Raw genomic sequence first — 22,532 nt, forward strand, 5'->3', positions numbered from 1 at the left:
CTAAAAGACATAAGGATATGAAAACTATAACCAAAATATTCTCCATAGGAGCCATCGCCGTTGTAACACTGGTTAACACAGCTTGCACCGGTTTATTACACGATAGTTACGGTCAGGTAGTTTCAAAGGACTATGAACCAAAGACCGAAGAAGACATCAGTTATCTGGTGAATGCCGCTTACATCCCCTGGCGTGAAACGTTGTTGCAATGGAACGGGGTAGTCCGTTCACAGGAACTATGCGCCGATCAAGATGTGTTGCCCGCCCGTGACGGTATAGGCTGGGTGGACGGTTATATCTACAAGCGTTGGCACCAGCATGTATGGACCAGCGAAGACGATGAAGTGATTCAAGGCTGGGAACGCACCTACAACGGAGTAAATACCTGTAACCGTCTCCTATCACAGATAGAAGACAATGTAATTCAGGTAGAAGGAGATACGAAAGAGAAACTCATAGCCGAATTGAAAGTGCTACGTGCCTCTTACTATTATATTCTGATAGACTTATACGGCAATGTACCCATCGTGACCGACTTTAAAGACAGTTCCCTGCCTAAGCAATCTTCCCGTAAGGATGTGTACGACTTCATAGTAAAGGAAATCTCCGACAACATAAGTATGCTTTCCGATACTCCGCGGGGCTATTACTACGGTCGCTTTAACCAATGGGCAGCACACACACTGCTTGCCAAGGTGTACCTCAATGCCGAAGTATGGTCAGGCACAGCCCAGTGGCAAGAGTGCATCAACCAGTGCAACAAAGTGATAGAATATGCCGAGAAGTCCGGTGAATATGCTCTTGAGAATAATCAGAAGGACATCTTCATCACCAAAAATGAGAATTCCAAGGAGATTATCTTCGCCCTGCCTTTCGACGAAATCTATGTGACAGGCTGGAACGACTTCGACTTCCACATGTACACCCTTGCACCTGAGAATCAGGACACTTATCAACTCACTGCCCGCCCTTGGGGAGGCGTTTGTGCCGTTCCGCAGTTCATCGAGTCCTTCGATCCGGACGACTCGCGCATGAAGACCAACTACATTCAGGGACAACAATATACCTCTTCCGGCGAGGTATTGAAACGAAGCATTGACGGCAAACCGTTGATTTATTCTGTAAGCGTACCTTCCATCGACCAGTCGGACGTGGACGACGGTTTGCGTTGGGGCAAATTCGAGTATGCTATCGGCAGCACCAACCGTTTGAGCAATGACTGGCCACTATTGCGCTATGCCGATGTACTGATGATGAAAGCAGAGTCGCTGATGCGCCTCGGTCAGCCGGGAGCGGGTGCGTTGGTATCGCAAGTACGTGCACGTGCATTCAAGGATAATCCTACAAAGGCACAAGTATCAGATGATGCATTGACCAAGGGCAGCGTGTACGACTACGGTCGTCGCGATACCTACAAGACAGTTCACGATGGTGGTGCCAATATCCAATACGGGCGCTTCATGGATGAGTTGGGTTGGGAATTCTGCCAGGAAGGACGTCGTCGCCAGGATATGATTCGCTTCGGAACGTTCACCACGTTGTCGTGGTTCTCGCACGATAAGAGTGATGCGAATAAGAATCTGTATCCTATTCCGAACAAAGCCATGCTCACAAATAGCAATTTGAAGCAAAACACTGGTTATTAACGGAATACATACACACAAATTATCTATTTGTCAAACACTTGTGTCTGACGTGATAAACTCCAGTGTTTCCCGCGATAGACACAAGTGTTCAACATGATAGACACAAGTGTCTAACGCGAGAGACACCAGTGTCTGACAAACGTAACAATATTAGCAGTATGAATATAGCAAAGATACTATCCATTTCACTCTTCTTGTCTGCCACAACATCCCTACATTCCCAGTCTGTACCAAAAGCAGAGAGTTTCCCCGTCAGCAGTGTGCGTCTCACGGCAAGTCCATTCAAGCATGCCGAAGACCTTGACATCTGCTATCTGATGGCACTCAACCCTGATCGCCTTCTGGCTCCTTACCTTAAAGAAGCGGGGCTTACCCCCAAAGCCGACAATTATACCAATTGGGAGAATACCGGACTAGACGGGCACATCGGCGGCCATTACCTATCCGCCCTCTCCTACATGTATGCCGCTACAAGCAATCAAGAGATAAAGCATCGTCTGGACTACATGCTAAATGAACTGAAAGCTTGTCAGGATGCAGCCGGCGACGGTTACCTCTGTGGCGTACCCGGAGGACGAAGCATGTGGAATGATATTGCCAAAGGGAATATACAAGCAGGAGGCTTCAGCCTGAATAACAAATGGGTACCCTTGTATAATATTCATAAGATATATGCAGGATTGCGTGACGCCTATCTGCAAACCGGCAACCCGGATGCCCGCACCATGCTGGTGAAGCTGACCGACTGGATGCTTCATCTCACCGCCGGACTGAACGACCAGCAAATGCAAGACATGCTACGTAGCGAACACGGCGGATTGAATGAAGTCTTTGCCGACGTAGCCGCCATCACCGGTGACAAACGTTACCTGCAACTGGCACACCGTTTCTCACATCAACAAATACTGCAACCCTTACTGAAACAGGAAGACAAACTAACCGGCCTGCACGCCAACACGCAAATTCCTAAAGTAATAGGTTTCAAACGCATTGCCGATGTAGAAGGCAACCCTGAATGGAATAAAGCAGCCGATTACTTCTGGCAAGAGGTTGTAAACCACCGCAGCATCAGCATCGGTGGCAACAGTGTACGCGAGCACTTCCACCCTGCCGACGACTTCAGTAGCATGCTCAAAAGCGAACAGGGACCGGAAACGTGCAATACCTATAACATGCTTCGACTCACTGCCATGCTCTATCAAAGCAGTGCCGATGCCTCTTATATGGATTATTACGAACGTGCACTCTATAACCATATTCTTTCCACACAAGACCCCGTTCAAGGTGGCTTTGTGTACTTCACTCCCATGCGCTCCGGACACTACCGGGTGTATTCTCAACCGCAAACCAGTTTCTGGTGTTGCGTAGGTTCGGGTATGGAAAACCATGCCCGCTACGGTGAGATGATTTATGCACATAAGGACGATAATCTATATGTAAATCTCTTCATCCCCTCTCTTTTGCAATGGGGTGATAAACAGATAGAACAAAAGACCACCTTCCCCGATGAAGAAGGTACCACCGTAGTTGTATCTCCACATAAGAATGGAAGCACATTTGCCCTAAACTTCCGCCTGCCCGCATGGACCGATCGCAAAGCAGTCCGCTTATCAGTGAACGGACAAACTCAGGCCATAGAAATATCCAACGGCTATATCTGCCTGCGCCGTGCCTGGAACAAAGAGGATGTCGTGAAACTGGAACTTCCGATGCATCTGCAAGCCGTTTCTCTGCCGGACAACTCCGATAATTATTCCATCTTATACGGTCCTATTGTCCTAGCTTCCCGCTTAGGAAGGCAAGAGCAAACCGGTTTGTTTGCCGATGATAGCCGTGGAGGTCACATTGCCGCCGGACAACGGCTTCCCTTGCAAGATATGCCGGTCATAGTGGGTAGCAAGGAAAATATTCTATCCCATCTTCATAAAGTAGATGGCAAAAACCTGACCTTTACACTGACCGGTGTCTACCCCAATCAGTATGAAAGCATGATGTTAGAGCCTTTCTTCCGATTGCACGAATGTCGTTACATGGTGTATTGGCCTGTACTCTCCAGTCAAGAAGTAAAGAAAATGGCCGAAAAACTGGCGCATGAGGAACAAGCACGCATCGCCTTAGATGCCATTACAGCCGACTACGTAGTTTGTGGCGAACAGCAGCCCGAAAGTGACCACTTTATCCAGTCGGCAAGTTCCTTTACGGGTACCGACGATGATAAGCATTGGCGAAAAGCAGGAAATGGCAATGGCTGGTTCAGTTACCGCATGAAGACAAACGGGAAAAAGATCGCTAAAGTACAGATTGCTTTCAAAGCAGCACAAGGCAACGAGGCTCGCGTTTGGATTAACGGCAAAGAAGCAGGAATATTAAAAGCCGAACTTGCCAACGAATTTACAACGCAAACGCTGGATATTCCCCAAGTAGCTCTTGCCGAAACAATGGAAGTAAAAGTTAGTACAGGCAGTTCGAAAGAGACGCCTGCTGTTTATGAAATAAGATTGATTCATTAAATAAGGTCTCACCCCTGCCCCTGACTTTTGAAGGGAGCAGGGAGTGAGGCTCTATTTATTTCTTCTCCGTACTTTCGAAATGACGTTGTTGTTGCTCTATCTTTTTCATTTCGTCGATACGCTCTTGTTCTTCCCGGGCAGCACGTTCCAATTCGTTCAAGTCCACTTCACCGATATCTCCTTTACCAAATACTTCTGTCTTCTTCAGGACAGGTAGTTGCTTGTAGAGGAAGCTGCGCTCTGCGGGTAAGGTATTTATCTCGATTACGGCCTCAGGGTGAAACTGGATGCCAGGATGCAGCAGACGGGCTTTCACACGAATCGTACCGGGCTTGGTACTGGTACGGATCAACGCCGGAGCAGTACCCCAACGGCTAACACGAGGATTGGCTTCAATCTCTCTACCCCCTACTATTTCACCCTCACCTTCTACTTCGAAGATAATGGTTTCCTGCGAAAGGCGCTTTACATATCCGTCCTTATCGGCAATAGAAGCGATTACAGTAACGATATCCGAACCGTTGGCGCGAAGCGGCAGACCGGAATCTACGGCCAGTATCAATTGTTCGTTGCGTTTGGAAGGCATGTTCTTGGCACGAGCCATGACTTTACCATCCAGGAAGCCTTCAGCTACGATGCTGCACTGTTCAGGTTTTCCGGCACGGTGCAGGGCACGAACATCTACAAAGTTATAAGCATCTTTAAAGATGATGGGCGGATGACGGATGCCCTTTTCTTCCAATACCGGGGCTTGCACCAATGTATCTTTCTCATTAACGATGATACGCACACTGTCACAATTGGAATAAACCACAATATCTTCGGTAGAGAAAGGAGTCATGGCATTGGCTATATATACCATCGGACCGCTATCGGCCTGCTTTAACTGCAAACGCGGGTCACGCTGGCTCATCATCATGTAATAAGAGTACTTGGGCTGACGGAACATATCCATCACTCCACCCCAGAACGGATCGGGATGATAACCACGTTGATGGTCGAAAGAGTGCCACAACGTACCGCCGACATGACCACGTGGAGACTTATAGAATTGGTCTACTGTGAGCGAACCTCCATAATCTTTGCGTGCATAGTGTTGTGCCTGGCGTATCTGAGGCGCTTCGCCCCACTCACGAGCTACACGGCTATAAGAGTTGTGGGAGTTCCAGTCGTCCACACAGTCGCCGTACTCACGGGTGAAACAGGACTTGCCTAATTTCTGATAGTAGTCTTCATTCTTGGGAGCGGTATAGATAACATCGTACTCAGCGGCACCTTTGCTTTTGTCGTCGATAGCAGCATAACAGCCGGGATAAGGATATTCTTCGTGGGTGGCTTGATAAGCATTGTGTGCAAATGATTCAGGGAAAGCGGTTTCATTCAAGACAGGCTCCCACAGCAGAACGGAAGGATGGTTGCGGTCGCGGCGCACCATATTACGAATGTCGGAGATAATCCGTTGTTCGAAGATAGGATCGGAATTCCAGAATTGCCAGCCGGGAGTGGGGACTATCATAAACATACCCAGTTCATCGCAAGCATCCATAAAGGCAGGGTCTTGCGGATAATGTGCCGAGCGGATGATACGGAAACCCGCATCGCGCAGCTTTTTCACGTCCAGCCAATGCAGGTTATTGGGTACGGCATTGCCAATGTAGGCATAGTCCTGGTGACGGTTTACACCCATCAGCTTGTCTTCGAAGGGTTTGCCGTTGATATAAAGCCCGTCAGCACCTCGGAATTCGATACTACGGATGCCGATACGAGAGATTACGGCATCGCAGAGTTTACCATTCTTATAAACCGAAGTCTTAAGCTGATACAAGTTCGGAGTATCGGGATGCCACAAAGCCGGATTCTTTACTGAGAGTTGCTGGGAAAGATCACCATTAGCACCTGCCGCTAATGAAAGGCTTTTCTTGTTACCGGCTACTTGTTTACCTGTATAGTCTATCAAAGTATTTTCTATTATCAGGTTACAGGCAGTCTTTCCATCATTTACAATATGAGTCTTTACGTTAACCTTGGCTTTCTGTTCCGAGACATCTTCAAAGCTGGCGAATACACCACCACTCGCAACACAACCGGCTGCATTGGCATCACTTACATGCACTTCGTCGGTACTGATAAAGTAACAGTCGCGATAGATGCCGCCAAAGACACAAAGGTCCATGATATACTGTTTATTTCCGGGAGGGTAAGAAGGATCATCGCTATTGTCGGCACAAACAGCTACCGTTACTTCATCGCCTGCACGTACACCAGCCGCAGTCAGGTCGATGTTGACGGGAAGGTAGCCACCGAAGTGTTCTTTTACTTTCTTGCCATTAATATAGAAGCTGCTCTTGCCCATAATGGCTTCGAAGTGGAGAGACAGACGCTTGCCTTTGTATTTGGCATCCACAGTGAAGTGTTTGGTGTACCAAGCAGGACCCTGATAATTACGGGAACCACTTGCTTCGGACGGCACAAGCTGCACGGTATGAGGAAGGTTGACCAACTCCCAGTTGCTATCATTCAGTTGCAACGGGTCACTCTTTCCTGATACGTCACCACGATGGAAGCGCCATCCCGGATTGAAGTCCTGTACTTCACGAGCAGAGTTAGGCACGGAATAAAAGCCGGCAGCAGAGAAGCGCTCTTGTGCCTGAACCACACACCAACTTGCTAAAAAGGTAATAAGTAATAAAAGGTTTCTCATATAAATATAGTATAGGTATAAATAAATCAGTTTGATACACGTACCACACCCGGCTTGCCGCATAGCATTCCTTGCGGCATGGGTATGCTTATTTCTTTATCATTGAACACTAGCTTGATTTCTTTCAGACTGGCATTCATACAGGCATCAGTTACAGAGACAATATACTCAGCACCCTCCTGCTTTATCATTACCGCACAAGGAGCAGAAGCCGATAATGATATACCATCTATTTGAAGACCTGCATTTCCGGGATAAAATAGAGCCTGCACTACTTTTTCGTCAGCAGAGCGTATAGCTTGCACCAAAGTATCATTGCGCAAAACATGGAATGGCAGTTCATCGGCAAGTAGTCCATTTCCTGTATAGACCACATAACCATAAGTATCATTCACCGGATGTTGTCCGTGGTTTGCCCATAAACGGAGGATTTTAGCTTCAGCAGGCAGATTCTCTTTCTTTTCATTTACTTTATTGCGCTTTGCCCAATCCGTAGGACGAGTTTCGCAGGTTACAAAAGCTTCGCGAGTATATTCGGGAAGTATCCGGTATGCAAATTTGCCGTTCTGTACCAGCCATACGGGAGCACCATCCAAGGATAAGAGAGAGTGTATGCCCGAAATCAGATTCTCTTTTTTCCCCCTTTTCATCGTAAAAACATCATCAGTCCAAGCGGTCTGATCAATGGTAGTACGGATATCCCCTTCCTGTTCGGGACGCATGTTTGTAACTCCTGCTCCCAATGCTACCATATAATCTCCTAAAATGAAATAGGATTTATATGCCTTGAAGCCATAAAGAACTTCATTCAATCCGCCGCTATTTCCTTTGTCATTCACACCTTCCTTACTTGAGGCATTCATTTTCTCAAAGATATATCCGGCAACAGCATCTCCACCCCCATCCGTAGTACCAGCAGCAAAGTTATATTTGCTGCAATAGCCGCGCCAGTTCTCAACGGGAGTCAGTTTATACATACCTTCGCGTGCCGTAACACCGGGAGATGCCGTAACGTCCCAGCCTCCCATAATTCGGAAATACTCGTCACCACTACGTTGGAACAGGGTCATTCCATCCGTAGGATAGAAATTATATGCATCGGCAAAGCTGGCTGCACTCTCCAAACCGTCGCAACGGACAGAAGCCATATTAATGGTAATGTGATAGTCGGGGGTCTTCTTTATCAAGTCGTCATTATTGAAAAACCAACGGGTTCCGTAGTAGACACCCGGAGCATAAGCATCCATTAAAATTCGGTTTCCCTTTGCCTCTTGTTGTAATTGCAAGAGTTCTTTCTGCTCTTCGGGAGTGAAGGAATCTATCCAGTTTTCCACGATATTATCCAGCATTCCGGCATAAGGGATGGGAAGTTCCGTAGGATTATAGACATACGAACCACGATCCAGACAAGGAAGGCGATAGCCATTATAATAATACCATGCACCTCCGCGCAAGAAGTTGAGAAGAGCTTCCACGTTGTCGCGGTTCAGGTTCTTTGCCCAAGGCGAACCTTTCAGCATATTCAACACTTTGAGAGCATTGGAAGTTCCGTCAATGGGATAGCCCCAAATAAGGCATTGCTTGCCATGTCCCCAGCCTGCCCCATCGGCAGTAAAGCCTTCGGTCCAGAAAGCATCGTTATAGGTAGTTTGAGAAGTCATGCTGATACCCCGCTGACATACTTCCGCCAGCAAGTCTATCATCGGGATAGAACGGTACATGGCAGCTACCGGTAACAATGAACGATAAGCCAACGCATTGCCGCCCACCCACCATACATGGTTTCGGAAACGAGGTATGGAAACTACATTATCGTCCGTTTCATCGTGCCTCAAGGGTTGCGTCCATGCTTGCAAACCGATAGTTTTCAGCATATCGGAGGCTTTTCTCAGTAAAGCACTTCCTTTTCCGTTTTCAGCCAAGTCCATTTGTTTCAGATAGCAGAAATAGGTATTGACTGCTGCCGTAGGCATAGCAAAACAAGAGGCATGAAAGCGCGGACCGTCGTTCGGTCTTCCTGCTTCGATACTGCCATAATGCAGAATGGCTTTTAATACTTTATCCGAGAGGGCTTGCTTTTCTGTTATCTCCCCTTTGCGGTAAGCATCGGCTATCTTCCAGATACGACTGAAAGCGTCTGCCAGGAATACGCCGATTTCTGCTTGTGGGTTGGAATAAGGTTTCTGAAAGCCGTTATCTCTTCGGAACTCCGCTTCCCTCTCTTTCAGACCGGAGAAGATACCTTCAGCATCGAGTTGTGCCAGGCACTCTTGTGCACTCAGTTTTGTGTCCAACGAATGATAACGGTAAGGGTTCTCTGTGAATGAAGTGCGGAAGGCATCTATTGCTTTTTCTTTCTCCGCATCGTTTGAACGGCGGGCTTCATTATAATAACGATGGTAATTGTCGAAAGCCAGTTTCGTTTCTTTCTCTTGTGGAAAAGCCGTGATGGCTATACAAAGACTGAAAATGGTTAGAATAAGGTTTCTATGCATGCGTTTTTTATTAAATTGTGTAATTCCATAATTATACAGAGCAAATATAGGGAAAGGCAGAGAGATAGAACACCATTAATCATTCAAAAATAGTGATGTTTTCGTACGTATCAATCAGGAGGGTGTATCAGGTAAAAGAAGATTGACTACCTTTGTTTTTACAAAACAACCCAGCAATATTATCCTTAAACAAATATCACCCTTATGAAAAAATGTAGCTTACTCCTTCTCTTTATTGCCTTCATCTGCATGTCGGCATTTGCACAAAAAATAGAGAATCTGGTAGAACTAAAGCAAAAATCAGAAAACCCGTTGTTCCATCATTTAGGCAAGGCATTTCGTACTCCTGCTTTTGAGTCCAAAGGCTACTGGGTGTGGGGCAGTTCGGTTGTGAAAGGCGAAGACGGGAAGTACCATATGTTTGTCTCCCGTTTCCCGAAATCGCTGCCGTTCCATCCCGGATGGATGATAGCTTCGGAGATAGTTCATGCCGTGAGCGATGTGCCGCAAGGTCCTTACAAATTCAGTGATGTTGCCCTCCCGGCACGTGGTGCGCAATATTGGGATGGTCGCTCTACACACAATCCACGGATATTGAAGCAAAATGGCAAGTACTACCTTATCTATATGGGTTCCACCCATCCCTTTGGCGAACCGACCTACGAACAACTAACGCTGGATAGTCCCTGGTGTATTGTAGGACGATCCAACAAGCGCATAGGATTGGCAGTTGCCGATTCTCCTTATGGTCCTTGGAAGCGGTTGGACGAACCTATCTTGAAAACCAAACCGGATACATTCTATAGCTTCCTTACTTCAAATCCTTCTCCCATTATACAGGAAGACGGTTCTGTAATGATGATCTTCAAGGGACGCAGATACAAAGGCAACGACGGATATTCGGACATGAGCCTCGGAATGGCAACTGCTCCGAGTATTGAAGGCCCTTACCGGGTGCTGAACAACAACCAGCCCATCTTTCAGGTAGACGGTCAGGGTGAAGCTGAAGACCCCTTCTTGTGGAAAGACAAGGATGGTTATCATGCCATCTTCAAAGACCATGTATCCAAATTTACCGGCGAACGTGGCGGCGGTGTGATGGCACACTCCAAAGACGGCATCAGTTGGACAGTAGATAAAGACCCAAAAGCTTACTCTCTCACCGTGGAATACGTTGATGGCAAGATAGAGAAACAAGGCCAACTGGAACGTCCTTTCATCTTCTTCGAGAATGGAAAGCCTGCTTATATCTTCTTTGCCACGATGGACGGCCCCGGAGGATTTGAAAATGCATCTCATTCCTGGAATATGGTGATACCAATCGTAGCCGACAAGAAATAAAATCTGTATCTTTGCAGCCATGAACGAGAACATATTACCCATTCAGTTTGCTCCGCTGCAAGGCTATACCGATGCCGTCTATCGCCGGGCACATGCGCGCATCTTTGGCGGCATCGAGACTTATTACTCTCCTTTTGTACGCATTGAACATGGAGAAATCCGCCGGAGGGATATTCGGGATATCGGTCCTGAAAACAATACGGGACTGCTTCTGATACCGCAGCTCATTGCACCCGAATTGGGAAAGTTAGAGCAAATAATGACCCTTTTCATCGAGAAAGGCTATCAAGATGTGGATATTAATCTGGGCTGTCCTTTCCCCGTTCTCGCCAAACGGCACAATGGTTCGGGCATGTTGCCCTATCCCGAAGAGGTGAAAACTTTACTGACGAATGCCATTGAAAAGCATCCCGACATCCAGTTCTCCGTAAAGCTACGTCTGGGTTGGGATAATCCGGAAGAGTGCCTTGCCTTACTACCGCTATTCAATGAACTTCCGTTGACGCACATTATTCTGCATCCCCGCCTGGGCAGCCAGCAATATAAAGGTGAGGTTGATTTAAACAACTTCGAAGCTTTCTATAATCAATGCAACAAACCTCTGCTTTATAATGGAGATTTACATACGCTGGAAGATATTCAGTCCATTACCACACGCTTCCCGAAACTGGCCGGTCTTGTGATAGGCCGCGGTCTGCTTGCCAACCCTGCTTTAGCTTTGGAATACCAGCAAGGAAAGTCGCTTTCTACCGATGAAATGGCAAAGAAAGTGGGGCAACTGCATGCAGAGGTATTCAGCAGTTACCAGGAACAACTGCAAGGCGGCGAACTGCAAATACTGATGAAAATGAAAAGCTTCTGGGAATATCTGTTGCCGGACGGAGACCGGAAGGCAAGAAAGACTATACACAAGACAACAAAGCTTGCCAATTATCAGGCGGCTGTAAGCAACTTGCTGGGGGCATATTAAAACATCTTATCCCAATATCTCGTTTATAAGTGTACAATATATCAGACATCAGTGCCTAGGATATCAGACAGAAGATGACGCCTGACATCCTAAGCACTAATATTTCATTTCCTAGTATTACTTGCCCGGAACCAGATGTACATCGGGTCGCGTCTGGAGAACATGATGCAGCTTCATCCATTCGTTCAGAATATCACGATGCTGCAACAGGATGTCGCTGTATTTCTTCTCGATGGCAAGATTGCGCATCTCTCCACGGTCGTTCTCCATGTCATAGAGTTGTTCGCGATAGAGTCCTTTATCATAAAGTACATACTTATAGCGAGTTGTGCGAAGTGCCCATCCACGGGCTATTCCTTTATCAAACATTGTCTCCGTTACAACAAATGGCTGGTGTTGTTCTTCGGGATTTGCCTTCTCTGCCAGCTGTTTGAAAGACACACCGTGTTGTCCCATTACAAGAGGGATACCTGCCCAATCACATACAGACGCAAAGAAATCAACGCCGGCATTTATCAGTTGCGGTAATTCCTTTCCGGCATTCTTCTTCCCAGGCAAGGTTACGATCAGAGGCACATTCGTCACTTCTTCATACAAAGCCGACTTCTGGTTCCACTGATGTGCTCCCACTCCATCACCGTGATCGCTGGCGAAGATTATCACTGTATTCTTCCATAGATTTTGCCGGTCAATGGCATCGACAATCTTGCCTATCTCGGCATCTACTTGTTCGACTAGACGGTAATAAGCATTACGATACCGACGCCAGTTATCCGGAGTATAGTTGCGGGTAGGATAAGCCATATAATTCAGGCTTTGCTCGTAACCGATTACATCAGCATCGTATGGATTACGAGAGAAATTAGGAGGCAACCCCGGCCACTCGTCCTGTGGAACTTCTCCCTGATTACCATACGGAAGATTCTGACTACGTGCATACTCGCAGATATTATGCGGATTGTCGAAACCTGCTACCAGAAAGAAGGGGGTTGTATGCTTCTTTTCCAGAAAACGGACACAGGCTTCGGCCAGTCCGTTGTCATCGTGCGGATGAAGTACGGAGAAGCCGAACTCCCCTTGTGGCATAGATGCAGTATGTGCATGCCATTTACCGGCATAAGCACATTCATATCCGGCTTTCTGCATCAGTGTACCCAAGGTACGTGTACGAACAGAGTCGGGTATTGGTGTTCCATTCTTGGCAAGACCCAACTCATGGGACATATATCCCGTGAACATGGATGACCTGGAAGGGCCGCTCAACGGTGCAGAACAATAAGCATTTCTAAACAATATTCCCGACTGTGCCAAACGGTCCATATTGGGAGTATTTACATCAGTATTACCTATGCAACTCATAGCCGAAGCTGTCTGCTGGTCGGTAAGGATATATAGGATATTGGGTAACTCCCCGGCAACTGCCAACGAGGAAGTTACAATACCACTACTGCATAAAAGGATATTCTTAAAATTCATCTTCACAGAATACTGTTTTACTTCATCAATTCCACATCAAAGCTTGCCGCATCACGGCAAGTAAATCGAAGCACCGTCTGCTGCTTATCCACAGAGACCACTTTGCAGTAAGGTGTCTCGGCAACTTTCCACTCTCCTCTCAACGTAAGGGTTACGGGGATCTCACCACTCTCGTTGTCGATCCAAGGGCGGGAGTAGATACTACGCTCGATGCGTTTTCCATCTTTATCGAAAGCCTCATCACTGGGTCCACGATACAAAGCCAAATCAGGTTGAGAGACTGTAAGCAGAAGTTTGTCTGCATTCTCGCGTATCATCACGAGGCAGGAAGTATCAGCTTTCTGCAACAAGCCGTCAGTCGGAAGTACCTGCGGAGTTTCAAACAAGACGTATGAAGTCAGGTTATCCGTGAGAGAGCGAACGATATGGGCGTTGCGGTCTTGCTGAAGGACCTTATAACTAGGCTTTTGGGCGAAAGCTTTCAGAGATACAGCATCAGTGTGTGGTAATACGGCATATTCGTATGAAGCACCTTTCGGAGCTTTGCCATGTTGCAATACCAATGACACCCAATCACCGGAAGTCGGTTCGGTACTACGTTCGCCTACGGTTACCTGTGGGAAGTTCTTTTCATACTTCGCATTAAGCATAGAAGTTTTGGAGAGGCAGTAACCTACACCGTTAGGATCGATATAGGTTTGACCATCACTTTGATAAGTATCCCAATACTGATGCTTTTCGGGAGAAGTGGCAGCCAGTTGGAATACGGTGGTTTCGGTAGGATATTCCGAATTCGTGTTCTCGATATCAGTGCCCAAGCAAACAATAGTGCCATCGAAAAAGTGATAGGACTTGCGTGCACGGTGTGAACCATTATATTTATCATGTTCGTGCAGTTTCATACCGAAGTTACCATTCAGACGTGCTTGCGACAGACCGCCGGCAAAAGTTTCATCAGAATATAGCATCTCTTCCATACCGGAGAAAGTATCCACATTAAGCACCCGTGCGCGTAGTTGGTCGAAAGGCAAATGGATAGCGGTAGTACCGGGGAAACGGTTCCAGTCGAATCCGGCTTCTTGCCAGCCACTGGTAGCTAAAGTAACCATTTCATCGGGTTTTCCAGTAAGTATCTCCATACTGCCGTGGGCAAGATAACGACCGTAGAAGTTGGCTGGTAGATAGTGCTCGGCTGCCCATAGATAACGGGAATGTCCGCGAACTACAGCTGCCCAGTTGTCACGACGTTGTACAGATACACAGCCATACCCCAATGCAAGATTTCCTTGAGGATTGCCTTCGGGACGGAAACCTTGTTCTTGCAGCTGTTTCTTTAGCTCCAGTTCTTGTTTGGTCGAAGCTTTCGGCAGATATTCGACTGCATCTTTATCTGAAGTTTCGGAATAAGACATTAGACGTAGATAAGCGGCTGCCATCTCCGGATCATATTTCTGCTTGCCATCGGGAGTTCCCGCAATGGCCATCATAGCGTATTGGATAGGTATCAACTGCCCGCCTCCATTGGGATGGCGACCGGACATGGAAAGAGACCATTGTTTGAAATTGCAATAGAAGCGCATGGCAAGAAGGACGTTCTTTACTGTTTCGTGGGCAAACTCGGAGAGTTTGAACTCAGTTCCACTCAGAAGATAAATCATGTTGGTAGCTCCATCCAGTCCGCCTACGGCATATGCCGGATAGAGATTACAATGATGGAAACAGGCACCATCTGACTTGAAGGAACCCGATAAACCCTTTGTAGGGCGGCAACCATAATCCAACCAGCGAGAGAAAGAACGCAGGTATTGCAGTTTCTCCGGGGTATCTTCCATAATCAGAATACTAGCTATGCGACCTTGTAACTTCGTATTAAAAGTATCGATGTCGATACCATTGACGGTAGGTTTAGGATATACCTCGTTGGTGATGGCATACCAGTTCAGGGTGCGCTCGGCTTCGTCCAACTTACCCGCATCGCGCAACACGTCTTTCATCAGGAAATAAGATACAAAAAGACCGCGCATGCTATATCCGTAATGGTGAATATTTCCCCAACAACTGCCGTAAGCTATACCTTGATCCGTAGCATTATCGTACATAGCAAGGAATTTCTGTTTCAGTTCTTCTTTCAGAGTGGCATCCTGCGTATTCTTATAGGCAGTAGCAATACGTTTCATCAGGTTGAAATAGTCGCTGATCTCCACTCCTTGCTTAGTGAACATATCTTTATCCCAATCGGGTATCATGCGCTCGTATGCCTCTGACTGGCGTACAAAATGGATGGGAAGACCGGTCACCTTTCCATCCTTATAGGTAATCTTATAAAATTCATACTTCTTTCGAATAGATTCCATTTCTTTAACCGAGAGTTCAGAAGGAGTATAGAGCATATCCTGAAAGCGCTTTTCCATGATCCGTATATCCTGCTTTTGTGCTTCGGATATGGGTGTCAAGGCAATATCCGGCTTCCACAACGAATGATCATAGATAACCAGCCAGTGGTTGGTAGTACCTTTGTTTACGAAAGGTACTTGCAAGTCAGGAGTCTGCTGGCGTGCATCGACTTTACTGGCCGTAATCAGATGGTCAATAAACAGTTTACCTTTTACATCAGGAGCAACGACACGGATTTCATTCATTCCTTCTTCCGGAGTGCCTTGCATATCGCGTTCATAACACACCCAAGCTCCACGCCAACCGGTAAAGTTTATACCAAAAGGAAATGATGTGCATTTCTTGCCGTTTTTCAGGAACTCAAATTCAATCGTTTTCTCCTGTGCCTGTTCGTTATATACCCATACGATGAATGCGGAAAGATAAGTATCCTTTCCGGTAGGATCTTTCGGTTCGAACTTCAGGTCTTTCTTTATGGAGAGAACGGATTTCGGTTTGAAAGTCCAACTCAAGCAATGTTCACCGTCTCTATAATGTTCATTGCTGACTGCCAGTTGCGAACCGGTTGCCGTGATAAATGCCGGCACCTTGCTTTCTTCGAAGGAGAGTAAGCGCTCGTTCTTTACGATTTGCGCTTTTCCACTTGTTGGTAATAACATCCAAAGGAGTACTGCCACTCCTATTTTCCATTTACTGAATTGCATCATCTCTTCTTATTTAAGGTTCTATATTATTTACTTGAAAATCGGTAAAGAGCACATGGTTCTGCCATAGACGAAGGGCGAAGTATCCATCGCCTTTACCGTTTTCTACCGATTGACGGAAAAGTTCTTCACCATCCATGCAGTAAGTAGTTACCCCATTTACCATACGGATTTTTATTTCATACCAGTGGTTGGGTTTCAACAGATGGGCAGCATCCTCGTATTCTTTCAAAATAGGTTTAATCTTTGCATCGTCCACACCGTAATACTCTCCATGATATTCACGGAAGCGGGTGGTCTTGTTTTCGTTGCCGCCATAGCCAACGTAGTATAAATTCAGTGTATTGTAATTCTTAAAGTCGCCGTTGCGCCATTTGCTGCGGGCAAAGAAGTCATTGGGATATTGAGGATCAGCGGCACCCCAAAAGCAGTTCAAATCACTGAGACGGTCGCACTTTCCGTCCTCTACAACCACCTTTACACGGTAGGTGATTTCGTAATTGCCGGTCAAGCGTTCTTTATACCAGAGGGACAGTCCATCAGGAGAAACAATGTCCATCGTATCGCCCATGCAGGTGATTTGTACCTCGCCGGAGGAATCTTCCGACACCCAATCCGAGAGTTTGCAGGATGCATCCGAATCCGGCAGTAAGAAAATTTGTGTAAGAAGTCCTATCAACAGAATTTGTAGTCGCATATTTCAAGGTATTAGTAATTCCAACAAAATTAGCACACTACAAAGAAACCCCTCTTTTGGAAAAAGGAGGAACATAAATCGTACAGAAGAAGAGCAAAATAGTGTAAATGCGTTACATCCTAAACAGCTATACTCATCTTCGTTTTTTCCGGCACCGGGGAAGGGGTTGTTCCTCGGTGTCGAGCAAGGGGTTTCCCGGTGTCGAACCCCTCCTTACTCGGTGTCGGAGAAACACCCTATTCAGGAGGTACTCTGACGGGGGATACCCATCAGAAAGAGAACTTGATTAAATTTAAACAAGAATAAAGCCTCACCCCATTATGGGTATTGCTCTTGAAAAGTTTTGTTTTCTTCCTGCACCATCTGAATGGTTTCTTTCAGTTCGCTGATGGGCAAATCGAAGTTATACCAATCGTTGTAACAATCAGTGACAAACCATTTGTCCCCGATCAAGTCAAAAACAACACGAAGTAGCGGTTCGGACTCTTCATAGCCGGCTTCGAACTCTTTGTGAGTTGGTTCGTTGACACTAAAAAGAGAAATGTAAACTCCTCCCTCATCTTCTGTAGTACGTCCTTCTTTCAAGGTTTCTTCGTCCAGCAAAGGCCACTTTTCGCGGGTGAACGGGAAATTTTGCTCCGTCTCGCCATCATCTTTCAATAAAGTAATGGGAGTCTTCAACGGAAACTTGATACGGGAATACTGGAATGAAGCACTGGTAGTAAATTTATGGAGGAATGAATTAAAATCCTCCTCGGCAGCCTGACTACTAAAAGTAGTGAGCATCAGCGCCGTAAACAGACAAAAGACTAAGTGAATTGCCTTCATATACATGCATTATTTTACAGCGCGCAAAGATACGATATCTTCCTAATATACAAAACATTTAGCGGAAATTATGAGGAGTTTTCAAGTACTCATATCCAAAACGACAACGGAGGCAATCTTTCTTGTCACAGTACTCCTTTTGGAGTTGCAATAAGGCCTGGGAATCGGCAGCTGTAAATACCGGTAATCCTGCACCACTCCACAAACGGGTCACATGATTATTCTCTGCTTTAAGAGCCTCCAAAAAACGGGTGGCACGCTCACACAACGCTTCATCGGCTTTGTGTAATCCGTATGCATAGAGAAAGGGAATAACTGTATTGATAATGATCAGATTCTGTGCGCTCTCTCCTACCCGCTTCTCTTGGTGAGAAGAAGCTTTTTTGAAATTGAAATGCTCTTCCCAATAGGCGGAAGTCCGGGCAGTAAGTATTTTCTTCACGGCATCCAAAGTATCCGCTTCCATGATGCGGGAGAAAAATGACTGTTTTTTATGATATAAATAAGCAAGTTGTGCTAAACGTACATGAGGAAAATTACCGGGACGAAGCCGCAGGAAACGCCATTGTTCGGTAGTCATAGGTGCACCCAGTTCAAACTTATGTTGCAAGTAACGGAATTCTTTCTGAAGTTTCAGATAATAAGCATCTGCTTCCGGAAGTTCTTCTTCCAGCAATCCGGCTTGTCCCAAGAAGAAAGCTTCAATCTGAAAAAGATTATCCCGATGTTTGTCTATCGCACGAAATGGAAGATGATTAGCCCAAGCTTCAAAAGCATCTCCATTCAGTCCGAAGCCAAAGTTACGGGCAAGGGTAATGAAAAAGACATCTTCCCAATGATTTTTACAATGCTCCAATCTCTTAGATATAACACGTGCTTTCTGCTCAAAACGCTCTACCTGCAAAGCAGATAACCAAGAGTGTACAGTGAGTTTCGGCAATGAACCGAGAATGGAATAACAAGGAGGATAAATCTCCGTTTGACGCAATTCCTCATAACGCAAACGAACAGATTCGGGACAAGAAAGAATAACTTGAGGAACCAACTCACCATTCGTGCGATAAACATCGCAGTTTGATTCACTTACCACATGCAGAATAACAGAGTCGTATGCTCTATCTCGATCATGTCCATGACGTAGCCAGTCTGATGCCTGAGTATGTATTTCTACGTTTCCTACCCAGAGTGTACCGTCTATTTTTAGTTTGGCATTAAAGAAATCGGGGCCTGCATTCTTATTTGGCAAACCGGGATCTATCACTTCGACCGACTGCCCGGAGGTAGTTCGGAGCATCTTTAAAGGGAGTATTTTATGCTTCCAAACATAATGCAGTAATTCTTCCATTGTTAACAAGAAGTTAATGTTGTGCGCAAATGTAAGAAAAAGATTACCTTTGCGACCTATAGTTTGTTGATAAACTGAATAAAAACATATAGAACCAATGAAAATCGCATTAATCGGTTACGGAAAAATGGGCAAACAAATCGAGCAGATAGCCCTTAGCCGCGGACACGAAATCGTCAGCATCATCGACGTCAACAATCAGGAAGACTTCGAATCGGCAGCTTTCAAAAGTGCCGACGTTGCCATAGAGTTCACTAATCCCATGGTAGCATACAACAACTACATGAAAGCTTTCAATGCCGGAGTGAAACTCGTTTCAGGCAGTACGGGCTGGATGGCGGAACACGGTGAAGAAGTGAAAAGACTTTGTACCGAAGGTGGCAAAACATTGTTTTGGGCTTCTAACTTCAGCCTTGGAGTAAGCATTTTCTCGGCTGTAAATAAATACCTCGCAAAGATAATGAACCAATTTCCCGCATACGATGTAACCATGAGCGAAACGCACCACATCCACAAACTGGATGCTCCGAGCGGTACAGCTATCACACTTGCCGAAGATATTCTGGAGAACCTCGACCGTAAAGACAAATGGGTGGAAGGGACTTTTCAAGCACCGGACAGATCGCTTTCGGGTTCCAATCAATGTGCGGCAAACGAACTGCCTATCGACTCCATCCGTGAAGGTGAAGTTCCGGGCATTCATAGCATCCGCTACGATTCCGAAGCCGACAGTATTACGATCACCCATGATGCCAAGAACCGTAGTGGTTTTGCTCTAGGTGCTGTTCTTGCTGCAGAATATACAGCCGCACATGAGGGATATTTAGGAATGCAGGACTTGTTTCCCTTTTTAACCCCTCGGACCCCCTAAAGGGGGAGGGGAATACTATGCCTTATATAAACTAAAAAATAAGATCTTTAACTATCCCCCTCCCCCTTTAGGGGGTCCGGGGGGTTAACAATGTACATTATATGAGAAAAGCAACACGTGCCCAATGGATTAAGTTTGTAATTGTCTCCTTACTCTATCTCGCATTCCTTTTTTGGGTAAAAAGTTGGTGGGGATTGATTGTGCTTCCTTTCATCTTCGACATTTATATCAGTAAGAAAATACCTTGGGGCTTCTGGAAAAAATCTAAGAACCCTGCCGTCCGTGGTGTCATGAGTTGGGTAGACGCCATTGTTTTTGCTTTGGTGGCTGTTTACTTCGTGAACATCTACATATTCCAGAATTACCAGATACCCTCTTCTTCTTTGGAGAAATCTTTGCTGGTAGGCGATTTCCTCTATGTAAGCAAAATGAGTTATGGCCCGCGAGTACCGAATACACCGCTTTCCATGCCGTTGGCACAACATACGTTACCTATTCTGAATTCCAAATCGTACATTGAATGGCCTCAATGGGAGTACAAACGTGTACCGGGCTTCGGAAAAGTGAAGTTAAACGATATCGTTGTGTTCAACTTCCCTGCGGGTGATACAGTAGCTACCAACTATCAGCAGACTGACTTCTACAGTCTTGCATACGAAGCCGGCCAACGTGTTTATCCGAATAAAGTGAGCATGGATAGCCTGACGCGTGAACAACAACGTACTGTTTACGACCTGTATTACAATGCCGGGCGCAACATGCTCCTCACCAACCCACAGATGTACGGTGAGATTGTAGTACGTCCCGTAGACCGTCGGGAGAATTATGTGAAACGTTGTGTAGGTTTGCCGGGTGATACATTGCAAATCAAAGGGGGACAAGTTTATATTGATGGCAAAGCCATTGAGAACCCCCAAGAGATGCAGTTCAACTACTTCGTACAAACTACCGGACCATATATACCGGAAGAGATGTTCCGCGAACTAGGCATCAGCAATGAAGATCAGACTTTGATGACCAGTGACCTGAATTGGGAAGAAGGATTAATGGAAATGGGATTGGATCGTCGCGATGCCCAAGGCAAACTAACTCCTGTTTACCATCTGCCTCTCACTAAAAAGATGTATGAAACGCTTTCAGGAAACAAGAAACTTATCAGCCGTATCGTAGTAGAGCCGGGAGAATTTTCCGGTCCTCTTTATCCGCTGAACCTTTATACCAAATGGGACCGCAACAACTACGGACCTATCTGGATTCCTGCCAAGGGAGCCACTATCCAGTTAACTCCTGATAATCTGCCTATCTACGAACGCTGCATCGTAGCATACGAAGGCAACAAGCTTGAACGGAAGCCCGACGGCATTTATATCAATGGCAAGAAGACCGATTCTTATACCTTCAAAATGGACTATTACTGGATGATGGGAGACAATCGCGATAAGTCCGCCGACTCTCGTTACTGGGGCTTCGTACCCGAAGACCATGTAGTAGGTAAACCTATCGTTGTTTGGTTATCACTAGACAAAGACCGTGGCTGGTTTGATGGTAAGATTCGTTGGAACCGAATCTTTAAGTGGGTAGATAATATAAAATGAAAGCTTGGAAGGTAACAGGCGCGGCTATTGGGGTAGTACTCATTGTAGTATTACTTCGGAGTTGTGTGGCAACTTCCTACTCGATACCTTCTTCAGGAATGGAGAACTCAATCTATTGTGGCGAACGTATTCTTGTAAACAAATGGAGTTACGGACTACGTTTGCCATTTATTAATTTATGGGGGTATCACCGATGGGCAGACAGTCCCGTACAAAAAGAAGATATCTTTGTTTTCAACAATCCTGCTAACTTTTCAGAACGCACCATAGACAAACGGGAAGTTTTCATTAGCCGATGCATCGGTATACCCGGAGACACCTTATTAATTGATTCTCTTTTCTCCGTTGTTCCTTCAGAGAAGAATGCTCCTGACCAAAAGTTTCTTTATACCTATCCAAGAGCGAAAGAATGCCAGCTGGACTCATTGTTATCCATTCTCTCTATAAAGCCTAATAGACTTCTAGGGCAAGATTCGGTAAAGAATGTTCGCAGTTTCAGCCGATACGAGTATTACTTGCTGGAACAGGCTTTAAATAATAACTGCTGGATTGAACCGAACATAAAAGAAGATTCGATAGAAGTTTTAAAGCCTCTGATAGTACCGGGTAAGGGCAGCCCTATACGTGTATACCCTTGGAATATAACACTACTAAGAAATACCTTGGTCCTGCATGAGAAGAAACACGCTGAGATAAAGAATGATACTCTTTATATAGAAGGCAAGCCCGTGCAACATTGCTACTTCACCAAAGACTATTATTGGGTAGGGGCCAATAACTCCATCAATCTTTCCGACTCCCGCTTATTCGGTTTTGTCCCTAAGGATCATATCATAGGCAAAGCTTCAATCATTTGGTTCTCCAAAGAAAAAGGAACAAACATCTTCGACGGTTACCGGTGGAACAGGATGTGGAAGAAAGTTAAGTAAAGGTGATAAAGTAATGTAGGTGATAGAGTG

At 45.9% G+C, this 22,532-nt stretch carries 14 protein-coding genes; 7 read left to right on the forward strand and 7 right to left on the reverse strand.

Annotation, left to right across the window (positions count from 1 at the left end; translation table 11 throughout):
• The first annotated feature begins 17 nt into the window (after nucleotides 1-17).
• Together Q1W14_RS15545 and Q1W14_RS15550 are read left to right on the forward strand one after the other, a co-directional pair.
• Nucleotides 18-1,646 (forward strand): RagB/SusD family nutrient uptake outer membrane protein, encoded by a 1,629-nt coding sequence (locus Q1W14_RS15545; protein WP_300703011.1) that lies wholly within the window; start codon nucleotides 18-20, stop codon nucleotides 1,644-1,646.
• A gap of 158 nt (nucleotides 1,647-1,804) precedes the next feature.
• Complete coding sequence (locus tag Q1W14_RS15550; RefSeq protein WP_300703012.1) at nucleotides 1,805-4,156, forward strand: glycoside hydrolase family 127 protein; 2,352 nt, start codon at nucleotides 1,805-1,807, stop codon at nucleotides 4,154-4,156.
• Between the two features lie 55 nt (nucleotides 4,157-4,211).
• On the opposite strand, the gene Q1W14_RS15555 is transcribed toward Q1W14_RS15550, so the two are convergent.
• Entirely contained in the window at nucleotides 4,212-6,857 is a 2,646-nt protein-coding gene (locus Q1W14_RS15555; RefSeq protein ID WP_300703014.1) for a glycoside hydrolase family 2 TIM barrel-domain containing protein, read from the reverse strand.
• Nucleotides 6,858-6,883: 26 nt separating this feature from the next.
• The gene (locus Q1W14_RS15560; protein ID WP_300703016.1) at nucleotides 6,884-9,352 is read right to left on the reverse strand and encodes a polysaccharide lyase family 8 super-sandwich domain-containing protein; all 2,469 of its coding nucleotides are present in this window, start codon (nucleotides 9,350-9,352) and stop codon (nucleotides 6,884-6,886) included.
• Nucleotides 9,353-9,556: 204 nt separating this feature from the next.
• On the opposite strand from Q1W14_RS15560, the gene Q1W14_RS15565 reads away from it, so the two are divergent.
• Both Q1W14_RS15565 and Q1W14_RS15570 read left to right on the forward strand, forming a co-directional pair.
• The gene (locus tag Q1W14_RS15565) at nucleotides 9,557-10,693 is read left to right on the forward strand and encodes a glycoside hydrolase family protein (RefSeq protein WP_300703018.1); all 1,137 of its coding nucleotides are present in this window, start codon (nucleotides 9,557-9,559) and stop codon (nucleotides 10,691-10,693) included.
• A gap of 19 nt (nucleotides 10,694-10,712) precedes the next feature.
• Nucleotides 10,713-11,663: a tRNA-dihydrouridine synthase family protein gene (locus tag Q1W14_RS15570; RefSeq protein ID WP_300703020.1), complete on the forward strand. Its 951-nt coding sequence runs from the start codon at nucleotides 10,713-10,715 to the stop codon at nucleotides 11,661-11,663.
• A gap of 117 nt (nucleotides 11,664-11,780) precedes the next feature.
• Here Q1W14_RS15570 and Q1W14_RS15575 read toward each other — a convergent pair whose 3' ends face one another.
• From Q1W14_RS15575 to Q1W14_RS15595, 5 genes are all read right to left on the reverse strand, one after another.
• Entirely contained in the window at nucleotides 11,781-13,139 is a 1,359-nt protein-coding gene (locus Q1W14_RS15575) for a sulfatase-like hydrolase/transferase (protein WP_300703067.1), read from the reverse strand.
• 17 nt (nucleotides 13,140-13,156) lie between these two features.
• Nucleotides 13,157-16,240 (reverse strand): chondroitinase family polysaccharide lyase, encoded by a 3,084-nt coding sequence (locus Q1W14_RS15580; protein ID WP_300703022.1) that lies wholly within the window; start codon nucleotides 16,238-16,240, stop codon nucleotides 13,157-13,159.
• 10 nt (nucleotides 16,241-16,250) lie between these two features.
• Nucleotides 16,251-16,934: a DUF6250 domain-containing protein gene (locus Q1W14_RS15585; protein WP_300703024.1), complete on the reverse strand. Its 684-nt coding sequence runs from the start codon at nucleotides 16,932-16,934 to the stop codon at nucleotides 16,251-16,253.
• Nucleotides 16,935-17,252: 318 nt separating this feature from the next.
• Entirely contained in the window at nucleotides 17,253-17,762 is a 510-nt protein-coding gene (locus Q1W14_RS15590; protein ID WP_300703026.1) for a DUF4348 domain-containing protein, read from the reverse strand.
• A gap of 58 nt (nucleotides 17,763-17,820) precedes the next feature.
• Nucleotides 17,821-19,107 (reverse strand): DUF2851 family protein, encoded by a 1,287-nt coding sequence (locus tag Q1W14_RS15595; RefSeq protein ID WP_300703028.1) that lies wholly within the window; start codon nucleotides 19,105-19,107, stop codon nucleotides 17,821-17,823.
• A 97-nt stretch (nucleotides 19,108-19,204) separates the two neighbouring features.
• On the opposite strand from Q1W14_RS15595, the gene dapB reads away from it, so the two are divergent.
• The 3 genes from dapB to lepB all read left to right on the forward strand — a co-directional run bounded on the left by dapB (nucleotide 19,205) and on the right by lepB (nucleotide 22,502).
• Nucleotides 19,205-19,978, forward strand: a complete 774-nt coding sequence (gene dapB / locus Q1W14_RS15600; protein ID WP_300703031.1) for a 4-hydroxy-tetrahydrodipicolinate reductase — start codon at nucleotides 19,205-19,207, stop codon at nucleotides 19,976-19,978.
• Between the two features lie 101 nt (nucleotides 19,979-20,079).
• The gene (locus tag Q1W14_RS15605; protein WP_300703033.1) at nucleotides 20,080-21,573 is read left to right on the forward strand and encodes a S26 family signal peptidase; all 1,494 of its coding nucleotides are present in this window, start codon (nucleotides 20,080-20,082) and stop codon (nucleotides 21,571-21,573) included.
• Complete coding sequence (gene lepB / locus Q1W14_RS15610; protein WP_300703034.1) at nucleotides 21,570-22,502, forward strand: signal peptidase I; 933 nt, start codon at nucleotides 21,570-21,572, stop codon at nucleotides 22,500-22,502. Before Q1W14_RS15605 ends, lepB begins: the two co-directional genes overlap by 4 nt.
• The last annotated feature ends 30 nt before the right edge of the window (nucleotides 22,503-22,532 follow it).

Origin of the sequence: Bacteroides sp., from assembly GCF_030151085.1 — a bacterium.
In the GTDB taxonomy this organism is placed as follows: Bacteria; Bacteroidota; Bacteroidia; order Bacteroidales; family Bacteroidaceae; genus Bacteroides.